We start from the raw sequence: 18,540 nt of genomic DNA, 5'->3' as shown, positions 1-18,540 counted from the left end.
AAGCCTATCTTTCGATTACTAAAGACAACTACTCCAGCATTCATGAAGATAAATAAGAAGGTTTATTTACTGATATCACTCCTCCTGATGTTTTCAGCAATCTATGCTGCCGCTCAGAGAAAAGAACCCGATTCAGTGTTGCAGCGCCTAAAGTTATGGGACGATAAACCGGCTAAATCATGGATGACAGAGGCTTATCCTATCGGAAATGGCCGCATCGGGGGAATGGTTTTTGGCGGTGTTTCCGAGGAGCGGATACAATTTAATGAGATCAGTTTGTGGACAGGGGATGAACAGAATACCGGAGCTTATCAGGCCTTTGGAGATTTATATCTGAATTTTGAAAATAAAGATGCTGCAGAAAATCCAGTACTGAACTATCGTCGCGAGCTTGATATCAATAAAGCGGTTCATCATATAAAATATATGGTAAATGGTGTGGAGTATGGCCGTGAATATTTTTGCAGCAATCCCCATAAATTGATGGCGATGCGTTTTACATCAAGCAGAAAAGGGATGTATTCCGTAATTATTAAACTTAAAGATGCACACCAGGCAAAAACAACTGCTGAAGGAACAACACTGCAGCTTAAAGGCAAACTGGAAAACGGAATGGTTTATTCTGCTTCAGTACAAATCAGAACAGAAGGTGGAAAGGCAATCACAGAGCCTGATGGTGAAGGCGGGTTCCAGCTCAATCTAAAAAATGCAGATGCATTTACACTCTTATTGGCTGCAGCTACAGATTACAGTGGAAACCGGGAAACGAACTGGAAAGGCAGAGAGCCTCATGCTGCGGTTAAAAAAGTATTTGCCGCGGCTGCCAATAGAACATTCCAACAGCTGCTGGCAGCTCATGTTCAGGATTATCAATCTTTATTTGGCCGTGTACAGTTAAATTTCGGAAATACATCCAATGAGATCACAAACTGGCCAACCTATAAACGGTTAATAAATTATAAGACAGCAGCAGATCCGCAGTTAGAGATCTTACTTTTTCAATACGGAAGATACCTGCTCATCAGCTCATCCAGAAAAGGAGGTTTGCCGGCAAACCTGCAAGGATTGTGGAATGATCGTAACGATCCGCCATGGCGCTCAGATTACCATTCGAATATCAATATACAAATGAACTATTGGCTGGCAGAGCAAACCAACCTTTCGGAGTGCCATTTCCCATATCTTGACTATATCAATAGTATGCGTGAAGTAAAAAAGATCAGCACAAAGAAACAATATCCAGGAGTTCGGGGATGGACGGTGAAAACCGAAAATAACATCTTTGGCGGAGAAAGCTTTTTATGGAATACACCAGGCAGTGCCTGGTATGCTCAGGCCATATGGGAACACTATGCATTTACAAAAGATAAAAGCTATCTAAAGAAATTGGGATATCCAATACTAAAAGAGATCTCTGAATTTTGGGACGACCACCTAAAACGAAGACCAGATGGAACATTGGTATCCCCGGCAGGATGGTCTCCTGAACACGGGCCAACAGAAGATGGGGTTACCTACGATCAACAGATCGTTTACGACCTGTTTACGAATTATATAGAAGCAGCCAACGCCTTAAATGTAGATAAGGAGTACCGCGAACACATTGCAGACCTGAGGTTACACCTGTTAAAACCTAAAATTGGTAAATGGGGACAGCTTCAGGAATGGGAAACGGACCGCGATGATCCAAAAGATCAGCATCGGCATGTTTCTCATTTGTTTGGATTACACCCCGGCCGGGAAATTAGTTTAATGAAAACTCCAGAACTGGCGAAAGCGGCGAAGGTAAGTTTACTGGCAAGAGGTGATGCTTCAACCGGATGGTCTATGGCCTGGAAAATGAACTTTTGGGCGCGCCTGCACGATGGAAGCCATGCCTATACCATTCTTAAAAATTTTATTAAACCAGTTGGGGGCTCAGGCGTTGATTATAATGAAGGCGGAGGAATCTATTCAAATTTGTTCTGTGCACACCCACCTTTTCAAATAGACGGTAATTTTGGATATACGGCTGCAGTTTCAGAAATGCTGGTACAAAGCCAAACAGGAGAAATAGAACTTTTACCTGCAATTCCGGCAGAATGGTCAACAGGCTACGTAAATGGCTTAAAGGCAAGAGGTGGTTTTGAAATTATACATATGAAATGGGAAGAAGGAAAAGTTATAGAACTAACAATAAAGTCATCTTCAGGAGGGAATTGTGTATTTCAAGTGCCCAACATGCTTAAGTTTAAATATGCTGAATTAATTAATTACGACTCCAATGGTGGTTTTAAATATAACATTAAAACCCAGGCAGGAGGAATTTATCATTTTTACCTTTAATATAAAATTGTTTTTTATGAAATATCCATCGTTGGCTCTCTTTTTATTTATTGTGTTTGCATATCAGGCTAAAGCACAAAAAAAATCACCCGATAGTTACCTGGGCTATGAACTGGGGAGTCATTTTACACCACATGAAAAGGTAATCAGCTATTTTAAATATCTGTCGGAAGGTGACCAAAATATTCGCTTAATCCCATATGGAAAAACATATGAAGGTCGCGAACTTATGGTAGCCGTAATCTCCTCTAAAGAGAACATCCAAAATCTGGAAGAGATCAGAAAGGATAATCTTGCATTAAGCAAGGCTCAGAAAGGAGTACGCGAAACTAAAAATCAACCAGCAATATTGTGGTTAAGTTATAATGTACATGGAAATGAAGCCAGTTCCACAGAAACCGCAATGAGGACGCTGTTTGCATTGGTTGAAGGAAAATCAGAAAAAATTGAAAGCTGGTTAAAGAATACAATTGTAATCATCGATCCATGTCTCAATCCGGATGGGCGGGAAAGGTATGTAAATTACTTTAACAGCGTAGTAGGGAAAGAACCAAATTCTGATCCAATGGCGCGCGAACACTCAGAGCCATGGCCTGGAGGAAGGCCAAACCATTATTATTTCGATTTAAACCGGGATTGGGCATGGCAAACCCAGATAGAAACACAGCAACGGTTAAAATTATATCAGCAGTGGATGCCAGAAGTGCATGTGGATTTTCATGAGCAAAGCTATAACGAACCCTATTATTTTGCCCCGGCAGCAGAGCCGATCCATGTAGATATTACGCCATGGCAGCGTGCTTTTCAAATCACGGTAGGTAAAAACAATGCAAAATATTTCGATGAAAATGGCTGGCAATATTTTACAAAGGAACGGTTTGATCTGCTCTACCCATCCTATGGAGATACCTACCCGCTATATAATGGTGCAATTGGAATGACTTATGAACAAGGCGGTATTGGTGCAGGACTATCTGTTGTTACTGTTGACGGAGATACCTTAACACTGAAAGACCGGATTGATCACCATTATACAACCGGAATGGCAACAGTAGAAACGGTATCTGCACACGCAGGTGAACTGGTGGAAAAATTTAAAGGATACTTTGAGAAAAATATAGTTTCTCCTCCCGGAATTTATAAGACCTATATCGTAAAGGCAGAAAATTTGGGTAAAATTAAAATGATGTCCGAATTACTCGCAAAAAACAATATTGAATTCTCTTTTGGAACAGATAAAGTGCTAAAGGGATACAATTACGAAACAAAGAAGATAGAAACATTTAAAACAGAACGTAATGATCTAATTGTAAATCTTCAGCAGCCAAGGGCAGTGCTTGCAAATGTACTGTTTGAGCCGCAAACTTCAGTTAGTGACTCAAATACGTATGACATTACAGCCTGGGCACTCCCTTATGTATACGGACTAAAAACATATGCCATCAAAGAATCCGTTAAAGGGAACTATGCATCAATTGAAGAGAAAAATGAGGCAATCAAAACCATAGACAGACCTTATGCCTGGGCTATTCCGATGGGTGCTATGCAAGACTTTCAGGCGCTGATCGCATTGCAAAAAGCAAAAATAAAAGTAAGGATAGCTGAGGTAGGCCTCACTATTGGCGGTCGTGAATTACCATCCGGAACCTTATTGGTATACAGAACTGAAAATGAACGGATCGTTAAAGGATTGTCTGCAAAAATTGCAGAAATACAAAAAAGTATGAATAAGGTATTTTATCCTATAGCAAGCGGGTTTGTTGAACAAGGTAAAGACTTAGGTTCTTCAGTTTATCCAATCTTAAATATACCAAAAGTGGCCATTGTATCTGGTACAGGAGTTTCATCTCAGGGTGTTGGAACAGCCTGGCATTTTTTTGAGCAGGAATTGAAATATCCGGTTACACTGATTAGTATACAGGGAATAGGCAGTTTAGATCTGAATAAGATAAATGTTTTGATTATGCCGGATGGGTCCTATCCGGATAACATAAATGAGAAATTAGAAGAATGGATCAGGCGCGGAGGGAAAGTGGTTCTGATAGAAGATGCCATTTCTGCTGTTGTTGGTAAAAAACCTTTTGATATAAAACTTAAAGAAGCTCCAAAAGAGGAGATTAAGATAAATGCTGCTTCGCGTAAATATGGCGAACGTAACCTGGATGATCTTTCTAACTCCATTCCTGGAGCCATTTTCAAAATAGAAATAGACCAGAGCCATCCGCTTGCCGCTGGATTAGGCAGCTATTATTACGCCTTAAAAACAGACAGTAAGGTATATGAGCCACTGAGCTCACAAGGGAATGTTGGCCTGCTAAACTCCAGTAGTTACATGGCTGGTGTTGCAGGAAAGGCCGTGATGAAAAAATTAGATTCCGGAATGCTTTTCGGTGTTCAGAATATTGGAAGAGGAAGTGTGGTATATATGGCAAGCGATGTACTTTTTAGATCTTTCTGGGAGAATGGTAAAAAGATGTTTACTAACGCCGTATTCCTGGTAAATTAACCTACTTCAGATTATTACTACTAGTTAACCCGGTATTTTGGTCTAAAAGATATATTTTGTTATAGCTTTTAGACCTTTTTTTATAGTACAATAGGTTTATGGTTTAAAATTATTTAGGTAATTTCTTAAATTTTATTGCTAATAATCATTTTTAAATCATTTTAGTGGTTTTTTGATACTCGAAATCAGATTCTTTTTAATCTATTATCCTTAACTAAGAAGATAGTTTTATTTTAACATTTTTAATTAAATATTTTGTTACAGAGTGATAAAAATAAGCATAAACAAATTTAATTCTTTTTAATAACAATATTAAAGAATTTTGTTTCATTAAAATCTTTTAATGGCATACTTTAGCCTTAAATTAACTGTCATTAAAATGTCATAATATATGGTTGTGTTGTAACATACAATATGGAGATATAGAAAAGTTAGTATATTGTGTTTAACTATTAACTAATTCTAAATTTTATTGTTGTATGAAAAAACTTCTACAAAGTTTGTTCGTATCCCTGTTATTCACATTTTCCGTGATGGCACAAGAGCGAACAATTACTGGTACAGTTACAGGTTCAGAGGATAAACTACCTTTGCCTGGAGTCTCTGTAAGAATCAAAGGTGTCAAAGGCGGCACATTAACAGGAGCGGATGGAAAATATTCTATTCGCGCATCAAGCGGAGCTACCCTGGTCTTCACCTCAATCGGCTACAAAGTTATCGAACGTGTAATTACTGGCTCAGAGATCAGTGTTGCATTAGAAGCAGATGAAAATGTGCTTAGTGAAGTTATTGTCTCTGGTGTTGCCGCTGCAACAAGTAAAGAGAAATTAACCGTATCGATCACTAAATTGAGCGAAGCCCAGCTAACTGCCGTAACGGCAACTTCAATCGGGAACGCACTTGCCGGTAAAGTTGCCGGGGTAAGAACGAGTTCTTCCGGTGGTGGTCCGGGCGGATCTGTAGACATTCAGCTGCGCGGAAACAACAACCTTCCGGGAGTAGGCTCAGACCCTTTAATCTTATTGGACGGCATCATTTTAAATGGCGGCATCAGTGCCATCAACTCAGATGATGTCGAGTCTATGGAGATCATTAAAGGTGCAGCAGGTTCAGCACTTTATGGTTCCCGTGCAGGTAACGGGGTTATTTCGATCATCACTAAGCGAGGCAAGGGGCTATCGATGAACACAACCCAGGTTACTTTACGTAATGAACTGGCCTTGTCAAACCTGGCAGACAAGATCGATTTGGCCACGCACCATCCCTACAGGCTGGCAACAGATTACCTGACTTACGTAGGCCAGTATACCAGGTATGCCGGAGTTACTTATCCAGCAGGGTATAGAGGTGCAGGATATGATCCCGGAATTTCCGGAAACCGGGCCATTGACACCGATCACTATGCCGATAATGAATACGGGGTAGTAAATGATCAACAAGATCTTCTTTTTGGAACAGGAACAAATTATACCAATTATGCAGCAGTATCCAGTAGAAGTGAGAAGTCAAATATATTTACTTCATTTGAGAACAATGCTCAAAAAGGGGTAATCAAGGATGCGTCTGGATACAAAAGACAAAACTTCCGTTTAAACCTGGATCACCAGATTGCACCCTGGTTAAAATTAAGTACCTCTAATCTGTACATCAATACGAAAAGCTCTACAGCAAACGGCGGTTTCTGGACGGTTATCATTTCAGAGCCTGATGCAGACTTCTTACAGCCAAATACAGATGGACAACCTTATTATATCCGTGTAAATCAATTTAACGGAGAACAAACCAATCCATTGTACGGTAATCATAAAAATCAGAACAGCAATATGGTCAACCGTTGGTTAGGTAACTACTCAGCAAACGCTAAATTTACCCAATGGGCTAATTTAGACGTTTCGCACTCTATTGAGATCCAAAACTACGATTACTATAGTTACAATCCTTATGATACCTGGAACTCTACAGCTACCGCTTATACACTGGGAGGTTTATCTAAAGAATCATCTAAAACATCAACTAATAATACACAGGCAACACTAAATCTATCCGGAAAAGTTGCCGATCTCTTAATTAAAGGAAAGCTTTCCTATTTATATGAAGATAGAAAGTATGACTTTACCAGGGCAACGGGTTCTGGAGGTCTAAAATATGCAGGTGTTCCTCAGTTATCCAACTTTACGACTATAAATTCAACCTCTAGCACTGAAGTAGAAAAAGCAGAAAATTATTTTGCAATCCTCTCTTTAGATTTTAAGGACAGATATTTATTTGATGGTATGTTCCGTTATGATGGATCTTCATTATTCGGACCAGATTCCAGGTGGAATCCATACTTTAGGGTGTCCGGTGCCTACAGGATCAGTCAGGATCTAACCATCCCGGGAATTGATGAATTTAAGATCAGGGCAGCTTACGGTACAGCAGGTATTCGTCCGGGGTATAGCTATCAATATGAATATTTTACCCTAACCAATGGTGTGCCAACACCATCACAAAAAGGTAATACAGGCCTTAAGCCTTCCAAAACTAAGGAGACCGAATTCGGTTTAAATGTTAACTTCCTAAAGAAATTTACTTTTGAAGGAGTATATGCTAAATCAACTACCGATGACCAATTCCTGAATGTTGGTATTTTAGGATTTCTAAATGGAGGTTTTCCAAATGAATATAGAAATGCAGGTAGCATAGAATCTAAAACATTAGAACTTACATTGGGTGCAAATTGGGTAAATAACCAGGATTTCTCCTGGACATCAAATGTTACGTTCTCCCGTATTCGACAAAAGATCACTTCTTTACCAATTCCTCCATACTTGTATGGCTCAACAGATGGTGGGGGTGCACAAATGTTTTATATTAAAGAAGGAGAAACATACGGGGCAATGTATGGTAACGACTGGGTAAGAAGCTTAGACCAAATGGCAGCACAATTACCAGCTGGCAAAACTATAGGTGACTATGAGGTTAACTCTGAGGGTTATGTGATCGATAAAGGAACTCAGGGACTGGCAACAGAAAAGGCCATCAAGTTAAAAGATGCAACTGGTAACAACTGGTACGGTAAGATCGGTGATGGAAATGCAGATTTCAACCTGGGTATAGCAAATACATTCAAATACAAAGGTTTCAACTTGTATTTCCTGGTAGACATTAAAAAAGGCGGAGATATTTACAACTCTAAAAACCAATGGATGACCCGGGATTACAGAAACGTAGCCATGGATATGAGCGGAGTTCCTGATGGACAGAAAAAAACGTATGATTATTTTGTGAATTTCTATGATGTAAACGTAATCAATACCTATTGGGTAGAAGACGCGAGCTACATTAAGTTCAGAGAAGTAGCTTTAGGATATACGTTTTCAACGAAACAACTCGGACTGTTTAAAGGAGTTGTTAAAAACATAACCGCTAAAGCAATTGGAAGGAATTTATTGACCATATCAGACTATAAAGGTTATGATCCTGAAGTAGGCTCGGTTAGCCAGCCTTATGATGGTATTAATAAATATCCAAATTATAGAAGTTTTGGATTTTCACTGACAGCAGAATTCTAGACGCTGAATATAAAAATATAGATCATGAAAAAATTAAATACAATAGTCATGTTTGCAATGGTGCTCGGTGTATTGCACAGTTGTAAGAAAGGAAATTTGGATGTCGAAAACGTGAACAATCCAGATCTGGCACAAGTATATGCAACTAAAGAAAATATTGAAGCAACCGCATCAGGCTTGTACAATACACTTTATCAGGCTTCTCATTCAGAAAATGGGGTACAGCCTATGTTGTCTACCGCATCAGATAACTATACCTGTTCCTGGGGTAACTTTGGAATGAGGGATATGTCCTGGGAGCCGCGGGATTTCGCATGGACCAATACTGCAGCCTATAGTTATAACACACAAACCAATACCTATTACGATAACATCTACAAGGCTATCGTACCGGCAACCAATATTATTACCTCTATAAATGGAGGTAAGATTGTGTTCACGGCCGCGGAAGCAGCCAGAGCGAAAGCGTTCTGCCGTTTTGCGATGGGAGTTGCTTATGGAAATTTAGCCCTGGTATTTGACCGTACTTTCATTGTAGACGAAACAAAAACGACAGAAGGAAAGCTTAGTGCGGCATCTCCTTATAAAGAGGTAGCTGCAGCTGCTATTAAATACCTTGATGATGCAATTGCGATTTCTACTGCAACTTCATTTACCGTTCCTAAGGCATGGCTTGGTACCTCTGCAGATTTGAGCAGTGCAGATTTTGTTAAATTATGTAATACTTCAGCAGCCAGAATATTGGCTTATCTGCCAAGAACAAAAACAGAGCTTGCTGCCGTAGATTGGGCTAAGGTTAAAACCTATGCCGATGCTGGGATCACTACTGATTTTAATGTGGTTGTAGATGATGTAGTATGGTATGATAACAGTGCTTACTATCTTGGCGCAGGAAATTCAACCTGGGGATTAACAGATATGTATGTTGTTCACATGTTGGATCCGGTAACGCAGCCTGCCCATTGGGATGATACTGCAGCCTTTCCATATCCTCCTAAATCTACCAATCCGCTTGATAAGCGTTTAAATACGGATTTTGCTTACGTAACCTCTAATGGGTTCCAGGTAGCACGGGGTTATTACCATTTTTCATCCTATAGAAATACCCGTTATGACTTTATATATGCAGGAGACTGGACCGGAAGTAAACCAGAGATCATGAAGGCAGAAAATGATATGATCCGTGCAGAAGCCAGGGCTTATACATCCGACCCGGCTGGTGCGGCAACAATTATTAATGCAGGAACCTATATTACCCGCGGACAAATGACCCCTGTAGCATCGGTTCAGGCAGATGTGATTAATGCAATTCATCATGAACGTTCAGTAGAATTGATTCATACAGGTGCCAATATCTCTTTTTATGAAATGAGAAAATTAGATCTGCTGCAAAAAGGAACTCCTTTACATTTACCATTGCCAGCCAAATTGCTGGAAAAAATGGAAGAAGCTGCTCCTTACTATACATTCGGAACAACTGCTAAAGCAGACGGAATTGGAACTTCCAACAAAGGCTGGAGATAATAAGTTAACCCCCGTGCCAATTCTGGCACGGGGGTTATTAAATAAATGGAAAGAAAATAGACTACTAATCCTATAGGATGTACGTTAATCTATATATAACTAAAATTTTAGTACTAAACTGTTAAAAAAAGTTAAATATTTGGGATATACGTTTTTGTTTAGCGCGATGCGGAATATAATATCGTTTCTGTTTATAAAACAACACTATGTATTGCAATTCTTAAAGGTTTAAGTATATTGTATAGAGTTTTGGGTGTCATTTAAATGTCATTTATCTGATAACTTATCCAAAAAATTGGGCTAAAGGCCCAAATGGATATATATTAGGACATTATTAACTAACCTAAATTTTATATTTTATGAAAAAACTTTTACAAAGTTTGTTCATTTTGATGCTCGTTGCGGTCTCCGCAATGGCTCAAAACCGGACAGTTACTGGTACAGTTACCGACGAGACGAACAAGCCTCTTCCCGGTGTATCTGTAAAAATTAAAGGTGCCCAAGGCGGCACATTAACAAGCTCGAATGGTACGTTTTCAATTAGTGTTCCTTCATCGGCTACTTCATTAGAGTTTTCATACCTTGGATTTGTTACAAAATCAGTAACACTTGGAACAGCTACGGTAATCAATGCTTCCTTAATTGAAGATTCTAAAGATCTAAACGAAGTGATCGTGGTTGCTTACGGAACCGTAAGAAAAGAAAACTTTACCGGTTCGGCTTCAGTTGTTAGTTCTAAAAACTTAGCAGACAGACCAACCTCCTCCTTTCAGAAATCACTACAGGGTGCTGCAACAGGGGTACAAGTTACCAGTGTGTCTGGGCAACCAGGTGGTGCAACAACCATTCGTGTTCGTGGTATCGGATCTTTGTCTGCAGGAAGTAGTCCATTATATGTAATTGACGGTATTGCAACTACAAGTGGAGATTTAACCCAGGTAGCAGCTACATCAGACATTTTATCATCCTTAAATCCAAATGATATCGAGTCGATAAGCATTTTGAAGGATGCAACAGCCGCTGGTCTTTATGGATCAAGAGCAGCAAACGGTGTAGTTTTAATTACAACCAAACAAGGTAAAGCAGGTAATACAAGATTTACTGCAAGTGCAACCGGTGGTTATTCATCTCAGGCAACAGAAAAGCATGAGACGTTAAGTGCGTTGGAATATTATAAATTATATTTCGATAACTATTATATACAACGCATTGCTGCAGGTTTAGCGCCTGATGCAGCGGCAACTGCTGCCAATACTTTAACAAGAAACAGATTGTCAGTTAATCCTTTTAATACGGCCCAACCGTTTGTTGCTGGCGGAACACTTGCTCCAGGTGCGGCATTGTTTTACGATACGGACTGGAGAGATGAAGTATTGAGAAGAGGAGTAACTAAAGATGTTAACGTTTCTGCAAGCGGTGGCAGTGAGAAACTTAAGTTCTATGTTTCAGGCGGTTATTTCGATCAAAAAGGTATCATTATCGGTTCTGATTTCAAAAGGTATTCAGGCAAAATTAACTTATCAAATGATGTAAATGAGTTCTTATCATTTGGTGTTAACACAACGTTGGCCCGTTCAGATCAAAACACACCGGCAGGCGCAGGTGGTGGTGCTAATCCAGTTCGATTTGCAGATATCAACTCAAACATCTATTCTCTATATGTTAGAGATGCCTCGGGTGCCCCAGTTCGTGATGCTCAGGGAAAACTTGTTTACAATTATGTGAATCCTGTTTCTCCTGATTTTAACCCGGTTGGTTTAAATGAATTGGATGAGTATAATACATTAACTTCACGTGTAAATCTTTTACCTTATATTCAGGTTAAGTTTTTAAACGGCTTCACTGCCAAATCAACAGTGGGTATTGATTATGCAAATCTTAGAGAACGTCAATTTTACAACCCTTTACATGGTAATGGTGTGAGTGTAAATGGTAGAGGATACCGTTACTCAAGAGAAGATATTACAACTACCTATTTAAACACTTTAGTGTATGATAAGTCAATTGGTAAACACAACATTAACGTGTTAATTGGGCAGGAAGCTTTCAGAAATAAACAGGATAACATCTATGCTCAGGCAACAAATTATGCATTTGCTGGTGCAGGAGAATTAGTTACCGCTTCAACACCAAATACAGCAACCTCTAATTTTAATGAGTTAACTTTTTCTTCATACTTCTCAAGACTAACATATGATTATGATAGTAAATATTATTTCTCCGGAAGTTTTAGAAGAGATGGTTCATCTGTTTTCGGTCCCAATAACAAATATGGTAACTTCTATTCCTTAGGTGGAGCATGGAGAATCAGCCAGGAAGAATTCTTTAGTGGAGTTACTTTTCTTGATGAGTTAAAACTTCGTGGTAGTTATGGTATATCTGGAAATAATACCATTGGACGTTATGCTTCTCAGGCATTATACGCGTTAGCAAGAAACTATGATGGAAATGGAGGTACGTTCTATAACCAATTGGCAAATCCCGATTTACAATGGGAGAAAAACTCTACTACAGAGTTTGGTATTGAATTCGCTGCTTTAAAGCGCCGGTTAAGTGGTGAGATTGCTTATTACAAAAGAGGTTCAGAGGGACTGTTATTCAACCAGCCAATTTCAAGGATTATTGGATTTACCAGTGTTGCTACCAATCTTGCGTCGATGGACAATTCTGGTATTGAGATCATGTTAAATGGTACACCTATACAAACAGAAGATTTCACCTGGAACTTATCTGTAAACGTGTCTTCAAATTCAAACAGGGTTAGAAAATTAACTCAGAATGAAGTTCTGGATGGAACTAAACTGTTAAAAGTTGGTTCAGACAGATATCAGTGGTACCTTAGAGAATATGCGGGAATTGATCAGGCTGACGGTAGACCAATGTGGTATATGGATGATGCAAGTGGGAATAAAGTAACTACAAAAACGTATTCTGCGGCAAAACTATATACAGGTTTAGGTTCTGCGTCGCCAGATTGGTTTGGTGGTGCGAGCACAAGTTTAGCCTACAAAGGATTTGATTTAAGTGCATACGCCTCATTTACATTGGGTGGAAAAATTTATGATAATTTGTATGCAGCTTTAATGCACAATGGTATCAGTCCAGGTCAGCAAATGTCTAAAGATGTTTTAAACGCATGGTCAGCTACGAATACCACCTCATCTATTCCAAGATTTTTAACAAATTCAAATACCGATCTTTCTAATAGTGTATCCAGCAGATTCTTGTATAGCGGGTCTTACATGAGGGTTAAAAATATAACATTAGGATATACACTGGATAAAGCGATTGCTAGCAAAGCCAAGTTATCTAATGTAAGGGTATTTTTAATGGCTGAGAATCCGTTCACAATTGCTGCACACAAAGGGATGGATCCCGAGGCTGATATAGCAGGAACTAGTAACAACGATATTCCAAACATTAAGACATTCTCTGCTGGTTTAAGTATTGGATTTTAATTTTATATAGTAATTAGATATGAAAAAGACATATAAAGTCGCAATATATAGTGCGATAATCCTCCTGGCCGGTCTTGGTGGATGTAAAAAAGAATTTTTGGAAGTGTCTCCAAACGATTCAATAAATAAAAATGATGCATTTTCTTCACCTGAAAAAATTGCTGCGGCATTAACTGGTTTGTATGATGCAACTACACTATCTAGCTACACCAATGATATGATCCTAAACAATGATGTTAAGGGTGGTGATGTTCTGGTAGTAAGTGGCGCAGGAAATTATGGCCGTTTTATAACAGGATATCAATTTATTGAGGCTCCTAGCGGTACAGGTTCCAATGAATCCATTGCTTATTGGACACAGGCTTATGCTATAATTCGTAATGCAAATGAGTTTCAGCTAAACATTCCGGCAGCTCCGCTTACAGATGCGCTAAAAACACGATATATAGCCGAAACAAGAGCAATCAGAGCAGATGCTTATTTTTGGTTAGTAAGGTGGTATTGTAAACCGTATACTCTTGATCCGCAAGCAATGGGTGTTCCGGTTGTTAGAATGCCTCTTGCATATACCGATGCAACTCCGGATCGGGGAACAGTTCAGTCAGTTTATGACTTAATACTAGAAGATTTATTGTTTGCGGAGATAAATCTCCCGGCTAGTAATACCAATATATACCGTATGACTAAAAATTCTATCCGGGGTCTTTTAGCCAGGGTTTACTTAACTATGGGCAACTATCCTGAAGCAAGTAAATATGCAAAATTAGCAAGAGTAGGATTTCCTTTAAGTAGTGGTGAAGATTTATTAACAGGATTTAATAATCCAACATCTGAATGGATCTTCGGCCTCAGTGTAAGATCGGACGACAATCAAGGCTTCCTTGGTGTTCACTCTTTCTATGATCCATATGATATCGGTTATTCAAGTTTCAGGGTTAATGATGCATTTTTGGCTTCCTTTAGTGAAGATGATATCCGTAAACAGCAGTTTTTGGTAGATGGCGAATATAGCAGAAGAGGTACTGAGGGTTACTTGATCAATAAATTTGATTTCAATAGTACTCCGGCAAATAACCAGGTGCTAATCCGTTCATCTGAAATGTATCTGATCGAAGCAGAAGCAGAAGCCAGACAAGGTGTTGCCAATGAACCTGCAGCTAAAGCAGCTTTGCTTGCTATTCAGGCGAGAGCAGGAATAACTACAGTTCCTTCACTAAATACAGGTCAGGCCTTGATTAATGAAATTTTGGTTGAAAGAGGTAAAGAATTATACGGTGAAGGCCATAAATTCTTTGATTTGCTAAGAACTAAAACTCCGATTACAAGAGCAACAGGAGTTGGTCACTGGGCAATTGTGAACTTCCAGCCTGGAGACAATAAATTGGTTTTACCTTTACCAATAGTAGAGTTAAATGCTAACCCAGTTTTAAAACCACAACAAAATCCTGGTTACGCTAACTAGTTAATTGTTAAGGTTAATTCATTAGAAAGGGCTGGACATTTAAAATGTTCAGCCCTTTCTGCATATAAGATCTCTTGAAAGTATTGTCTTTTTATTCATTAAAATATCCTGCATAAAGTAACTTCTCTTATCGTTTTTAATGTAAATAGCAGTTCGTAATTACTGAGTTAATAATATTCCTTAAATCTAATTTGTTTAAAATAGTTTACTCATACCAGTGCTTGTATGTCAACCTATTTAATTAATAAAACCAATAGAGATTGTTAAGTTACTATACGTGGATTTAATGGCTTAATGATGAAGTTGGCGTTGACTGTTGACTAGTCCTGAATAGATTGACCATTAAATAGAAAGGCCACCAGATAACAAATATCTGACGGCCTTTCAGCTAATACCTTTATGCTTATTTTACTTCTTTCAGCAACTCCTGAATCGCAGCTTCCAGTTGCTGGTCTTTACCTTTATCAATTACTCCAGGCATATTCTTAACCTGGATATCAGGCTTAGTTTCATTGTTCTCTAACCATTCACCGGCTTTATTTTTAGCACTGATCGGAATAGAACCCCATCTTGTTCCATCAGGCAGACTTTCCCAACCGGCAAAACTACAAGTACCAGGAACAGGCATCCCTACAGTCTTACCAATCCCAAGGTCTTTATAACCGCAAGAGAAACAGTGCCCATCGCTGTAGTTTGCTTCGTTAAACATAGCCAGTGTAGGCTTTGTCCATCTAAACGTAGGTTCGTATCCAACAGACCGCTGGTCATTTGCATAATCCAAAAACTTTTGTCCGGTAAAGAACATGGCAAGATCCGAAACCAGGTCACCACCACCATTAAATCGGGTATCCACAATAACAGCTTTTGTGTCGGCATATTTACCCATCATTTCTTCATAAATGCTGCGGTAAGGACCGTCGCTCATACCCGGAATGTGAACATAACCAAGTTGACCATGACTTATACTGTCCACCTCAGCCTGGTTAATTTTAACCCAGCGTCTGTAAAGCAATTGGTTCTCCATACCTATAGTAATCGGTTTAATGGTCAGTTGTTGTCTTTCATTTGTCTTAGGATTTAAGATCTCCACAAGCGTAAACTGATCGGCTTTTCTATTCAGATATTTGGCAACATCCTGATTTGCCTCAATAACAAGACCGTCAATTTTCTCAATGATCATTCCTTTGGCAACTTTGAACTTGGCTTTGTCAAAAGGACCGCCGGCAATAACTTCATCAATAAGAATCCCGTCACCTTTGTGATTGTAGCTGGCCAAAATACCTAAGGAAGCGGTAGCATCGCCCTCTGGTGAACTTCTGCTAAATCGCGCTCCTGAGTGTGAAACATTCAGCTCGCCAAGTAATTCAGAAAGCATTTCAGCAAATTCATAGCTATTGCCAATATGAGGGAGGTATTTGCGGTATGCAGGTTTTAAGGCATCCCAATCCGCGCCATGCATATTAGCAATATAAAACATTCCTTTGTTGCGCAGCCATACATGGTCAAACATATACTCACGCTCGGCTTCGGTATTGACCATTACTTCGCCTTCAATAGTGATTTGATCCCGCTTGTTGTTGTCCATGTTTATTTTAGAAATGCGGCCGCCACTAAGCAGATAAAGGTTTTTCTGAGCTTTATCCCATTCTAAACTACCACCCTGACCATCTAAGGCAATCTCCATCTTAGTCTCTTTGGTACGCAGGTTGGTACTCCAAAGGTTGGCGCCTTTTTCAAAGCTGGCCAGATAATATAGTTTCTCACCATCTTTAGAAAGTACAGCATCACCCAAATTAGAAGAATGAATGGTTAAACGGGCTTTTCTGGTTTCAATGCCATCAAATTCAAAGATTACAGTAGAGTCAGGTTTAACTGTTTTTTTATCTTTACTATCAGCCGCAGCTTTTTTAGCAGCATCATCAGCAGCTTTCTTTTCAATGGTTTCCACATCCTTAAGTAAGCTAAAATCATCTTTACTCAGGTTAAAACGATCCCAGCCATCTTTTGTAAAAAACATACTGTATACATCACGCTGAGACGAGCCGCTGTTTGCATGGGCTTTCATACCATCCCTGTTGCTAAACCAAATCATTTGCTTACCCTGGTTTACCCATTTGGCATTGCCGTCACCATAACCGCTTTTGGTCAGGTTTCTCATTGGTAATTTACCCTGGGCATCCAGCAATACAACTTCTCCGTTAGACATCGTTGGACGGTAAGTAGCCAGTAACCATTTACTATCCGGGCTCCAGGTAAAATACTGGTCACCATCCTGCATATAAAACAGTTGGTCCGGACTAAGAAGCGTTACCGATTTTTTCGAATCCAGTTCCATAACGCGAAGCGATCTTCTGTTTTCAATGAAAGCAATCCGTTTACCATCCGGAGACATAGAAGGCATATAGTTGTCGTTATCATTGCTAACCAATGCTTTTTCTTCTAATAGTGTAGAAGCAAAGAAATAGGGTTCCTCCTTACGTGTTTTTTTAACCTGGTAAATGCGCCATTTACCATTCCTTTCGCTGGAGTAAATGATTGATTTACCATCAGGTGCAAATTCTACAAAACGTTCCTGTTCCGGAGTATTAGTAACCCGTTTGGTCATTTTACCATCCACAGAAGTTATAAAAACTTCACCGCGGGCAATAAAGGCAACTTCTTTTCCATCAGGAGAAACAGACATCTCACGTACGCCACCATTAATGGCAACAACGCCATCGTTGTTACTCTTATCCTGGGTATTGATTATCACATCAAGCTTTTTAGGGGCTTGTCCTGGTTTTAACGTATATAATTCACCGTCATAACCAAAGCTCAGCAGGCCATTATCGGCAGTGCTTAAGAAACGAACCGGGAATGTTTTAAAATTAGTAACCTGCTCACCTTTAGCATTCGGCTTAAGCGGCATTTTAAAAATGTTAAAATTGCCGCCTTCCTCACTTAAATAGAAGATGCTCTGTTCGCCATCGGCAAAAACAGGATTTCGGTTCTCACCATAAAAGGAACTGATTTGCTGATGCTTGTTCGTTTTTTTATCGTACAGCCAGACTGCTCTGGTTACAGAAGATTTATGGTGTTTACGCCATTCATTTTCTCCACCCTTTTTATCGTGATAGATCATTTTAGAGCCATCCTTACTGGATTGAACATATTCTGCAGGAATAGTAAATACCTGTTCAATTCTTCCGCCCTGCGTCGGAACGCTATATAGCTCAGGCTGTGAAGCCGTAGGGAATTGACGGTGGATGGCTGCATCCTGACGAACACCGCCAAAAAGCACAGATTTGTTGTCTGCTGTAAAGCTAAAAGGAAATTCGTCTACAGAGTGAAAAGTTAAACGTTTCGCAGAACCACCAGCGGCATTCATCGTAAAGATATCGAAGTTGCCATAGCGATCAGAAGCGAAAGCGATCTGTTTGCTGTCCTTGCTCCAGGCAGGCATAAAATCATGTGCTTCATGAAAGGTAAGCTGCTGGGCAGTACCACCGGTGCTTGGTACCCGATAAAGATCACCTTTATAGGTAAAGGCGATGCTTGTTCCGTCTGGCGAGATTGAAGGATACCGGATCCATTGCGGTTTTATTTGAGCATAGACTTGTGACGCCAAAATAAAACAGAACATCAAAGTAAAAGTTTTCTTCATGTTTTTTGTTTTGAATGAAAATAGTTAATCAAGTTAATCATTTGAGGATGGAAAAGTCCATTTCAAAC

General features: G+C 39.4%; 7 protein-coding genes. 6 read left to right on the top strand and 1 reads right to left on the bottom strand.

The genetic code is table 11. The annotated features are described in order from the left end of the window. Positions 1-42: 42 nt before the first annotated feature. The 6 genes from ATK78_RS08065 to ATK78_RS08040 all read left to right on the top strand — a co-directional run bounded on the left by ATK78_RS08065 (position 43) and on the right by ATK78_RS08040 (position 14,829). Positions 43-2,325, top strand: a complete 2,283-nt coding sequence (locus tag ATK78_RS08065) for a glycoside hydrolase family 95 protein (RefSeq protein WP_133575579.1) — start codon at positions 43-45, stop codon at positions 2,323-2,325. A 16-nt stretch (positions 2,326-2,341) separates the two neighbouring features. Continuing rightward, complete coding sequence (locus tag ATK78_RS08060) at positions 2,342-4,831, top strand: M14 metallopeptidase family protein (protein WP_166664850.1); 2,490 nt, start codon at positions 2,342-2,344, stop codon at positions 4,829-4,831. Positions 4,832-5,310: 479 nt separating this feature from the next. Beyond that, a complete protein-coding gene (locus ATK78_RS08055; RefSeq protein WP_133575578.1) occupies positions 5,311-8,385 on the top strand; it encodes a SusC/RagA family TonB-linked outer membrane protein in 3,075 nt (1,024 codons plus the stop codon). A gap of 24 nt (positions 8,386-8,409) precedes the next feature. Then, positions 8,410-9,909 (top strand): RagB/SusD family nutrient uptake outer membrane protein, encoded by a 1,500-nt coding sequence (locus tag ATK78_RS08050; RefSeq protein WP_133575577.1) that lies wholly within the window; start codon positions 8,410-8,412, stop codon positions 9,907-9,909. Between the two features lie 359 nt (positions 9,910-10,268). Beyond that, on the top strand, positions 10,269-13,367 hold the full coding sequence (locus ATK78_RS08045) for a SusC/RagA family TonB-linked outer membrane protein (RefSeq protein ID WP_133575576.1): 3,099 nt from the start codon (positions 10,269-10,271) through the stop codon (positions 13,365-13,367). A gap of 19 nt (positions 13,368-13,386) precedes the next feature. Continuing rightward, a complete protein-coding gene (locus ATK78_RS08040) occupies positions 13,387-14,829 on the top strand; it encodes a RagB/SusD family nutrient uptake outer membrane protein (RefSeq protein WP_133575575.1) in 1,443 nt (480 codons plus the stop codon). A gap of 403 nt (positions 14,830-15,232) precedes the next feature. On the opposite strand, the gene ATK78_RS08035 is transcribed toward ATK78_RS08040, so the two are convergent. After that, positions 15,233-18,472 (bottom strand): S41 family peptidase, encoded by a 3,240-nt coding sequence (locus ATK78_RS08035; RefSeq protein WP_133575574.1) that lies wholly within the window; start codon positions 18,470-18,472, stop codon positions 15,233-15,235. Between the last annotated feature and the right edge of the window lie 68 nt (positions 18,473-18,540).

It is taken from the genome of Pedobacter metabolipauper (assembly GCF_004362715.1).
GTDB classification, from domain to species: domain Bacteria; phylum Bacteroidota; class Bacteroidia; order Sphingobacteriales; family Sphingobacteriaceae; genus Pedobacter; species Pedobacter metabolipauper.
This window is presented reverse-complemented; position numbering and strand designations above follow the sequence as displayed.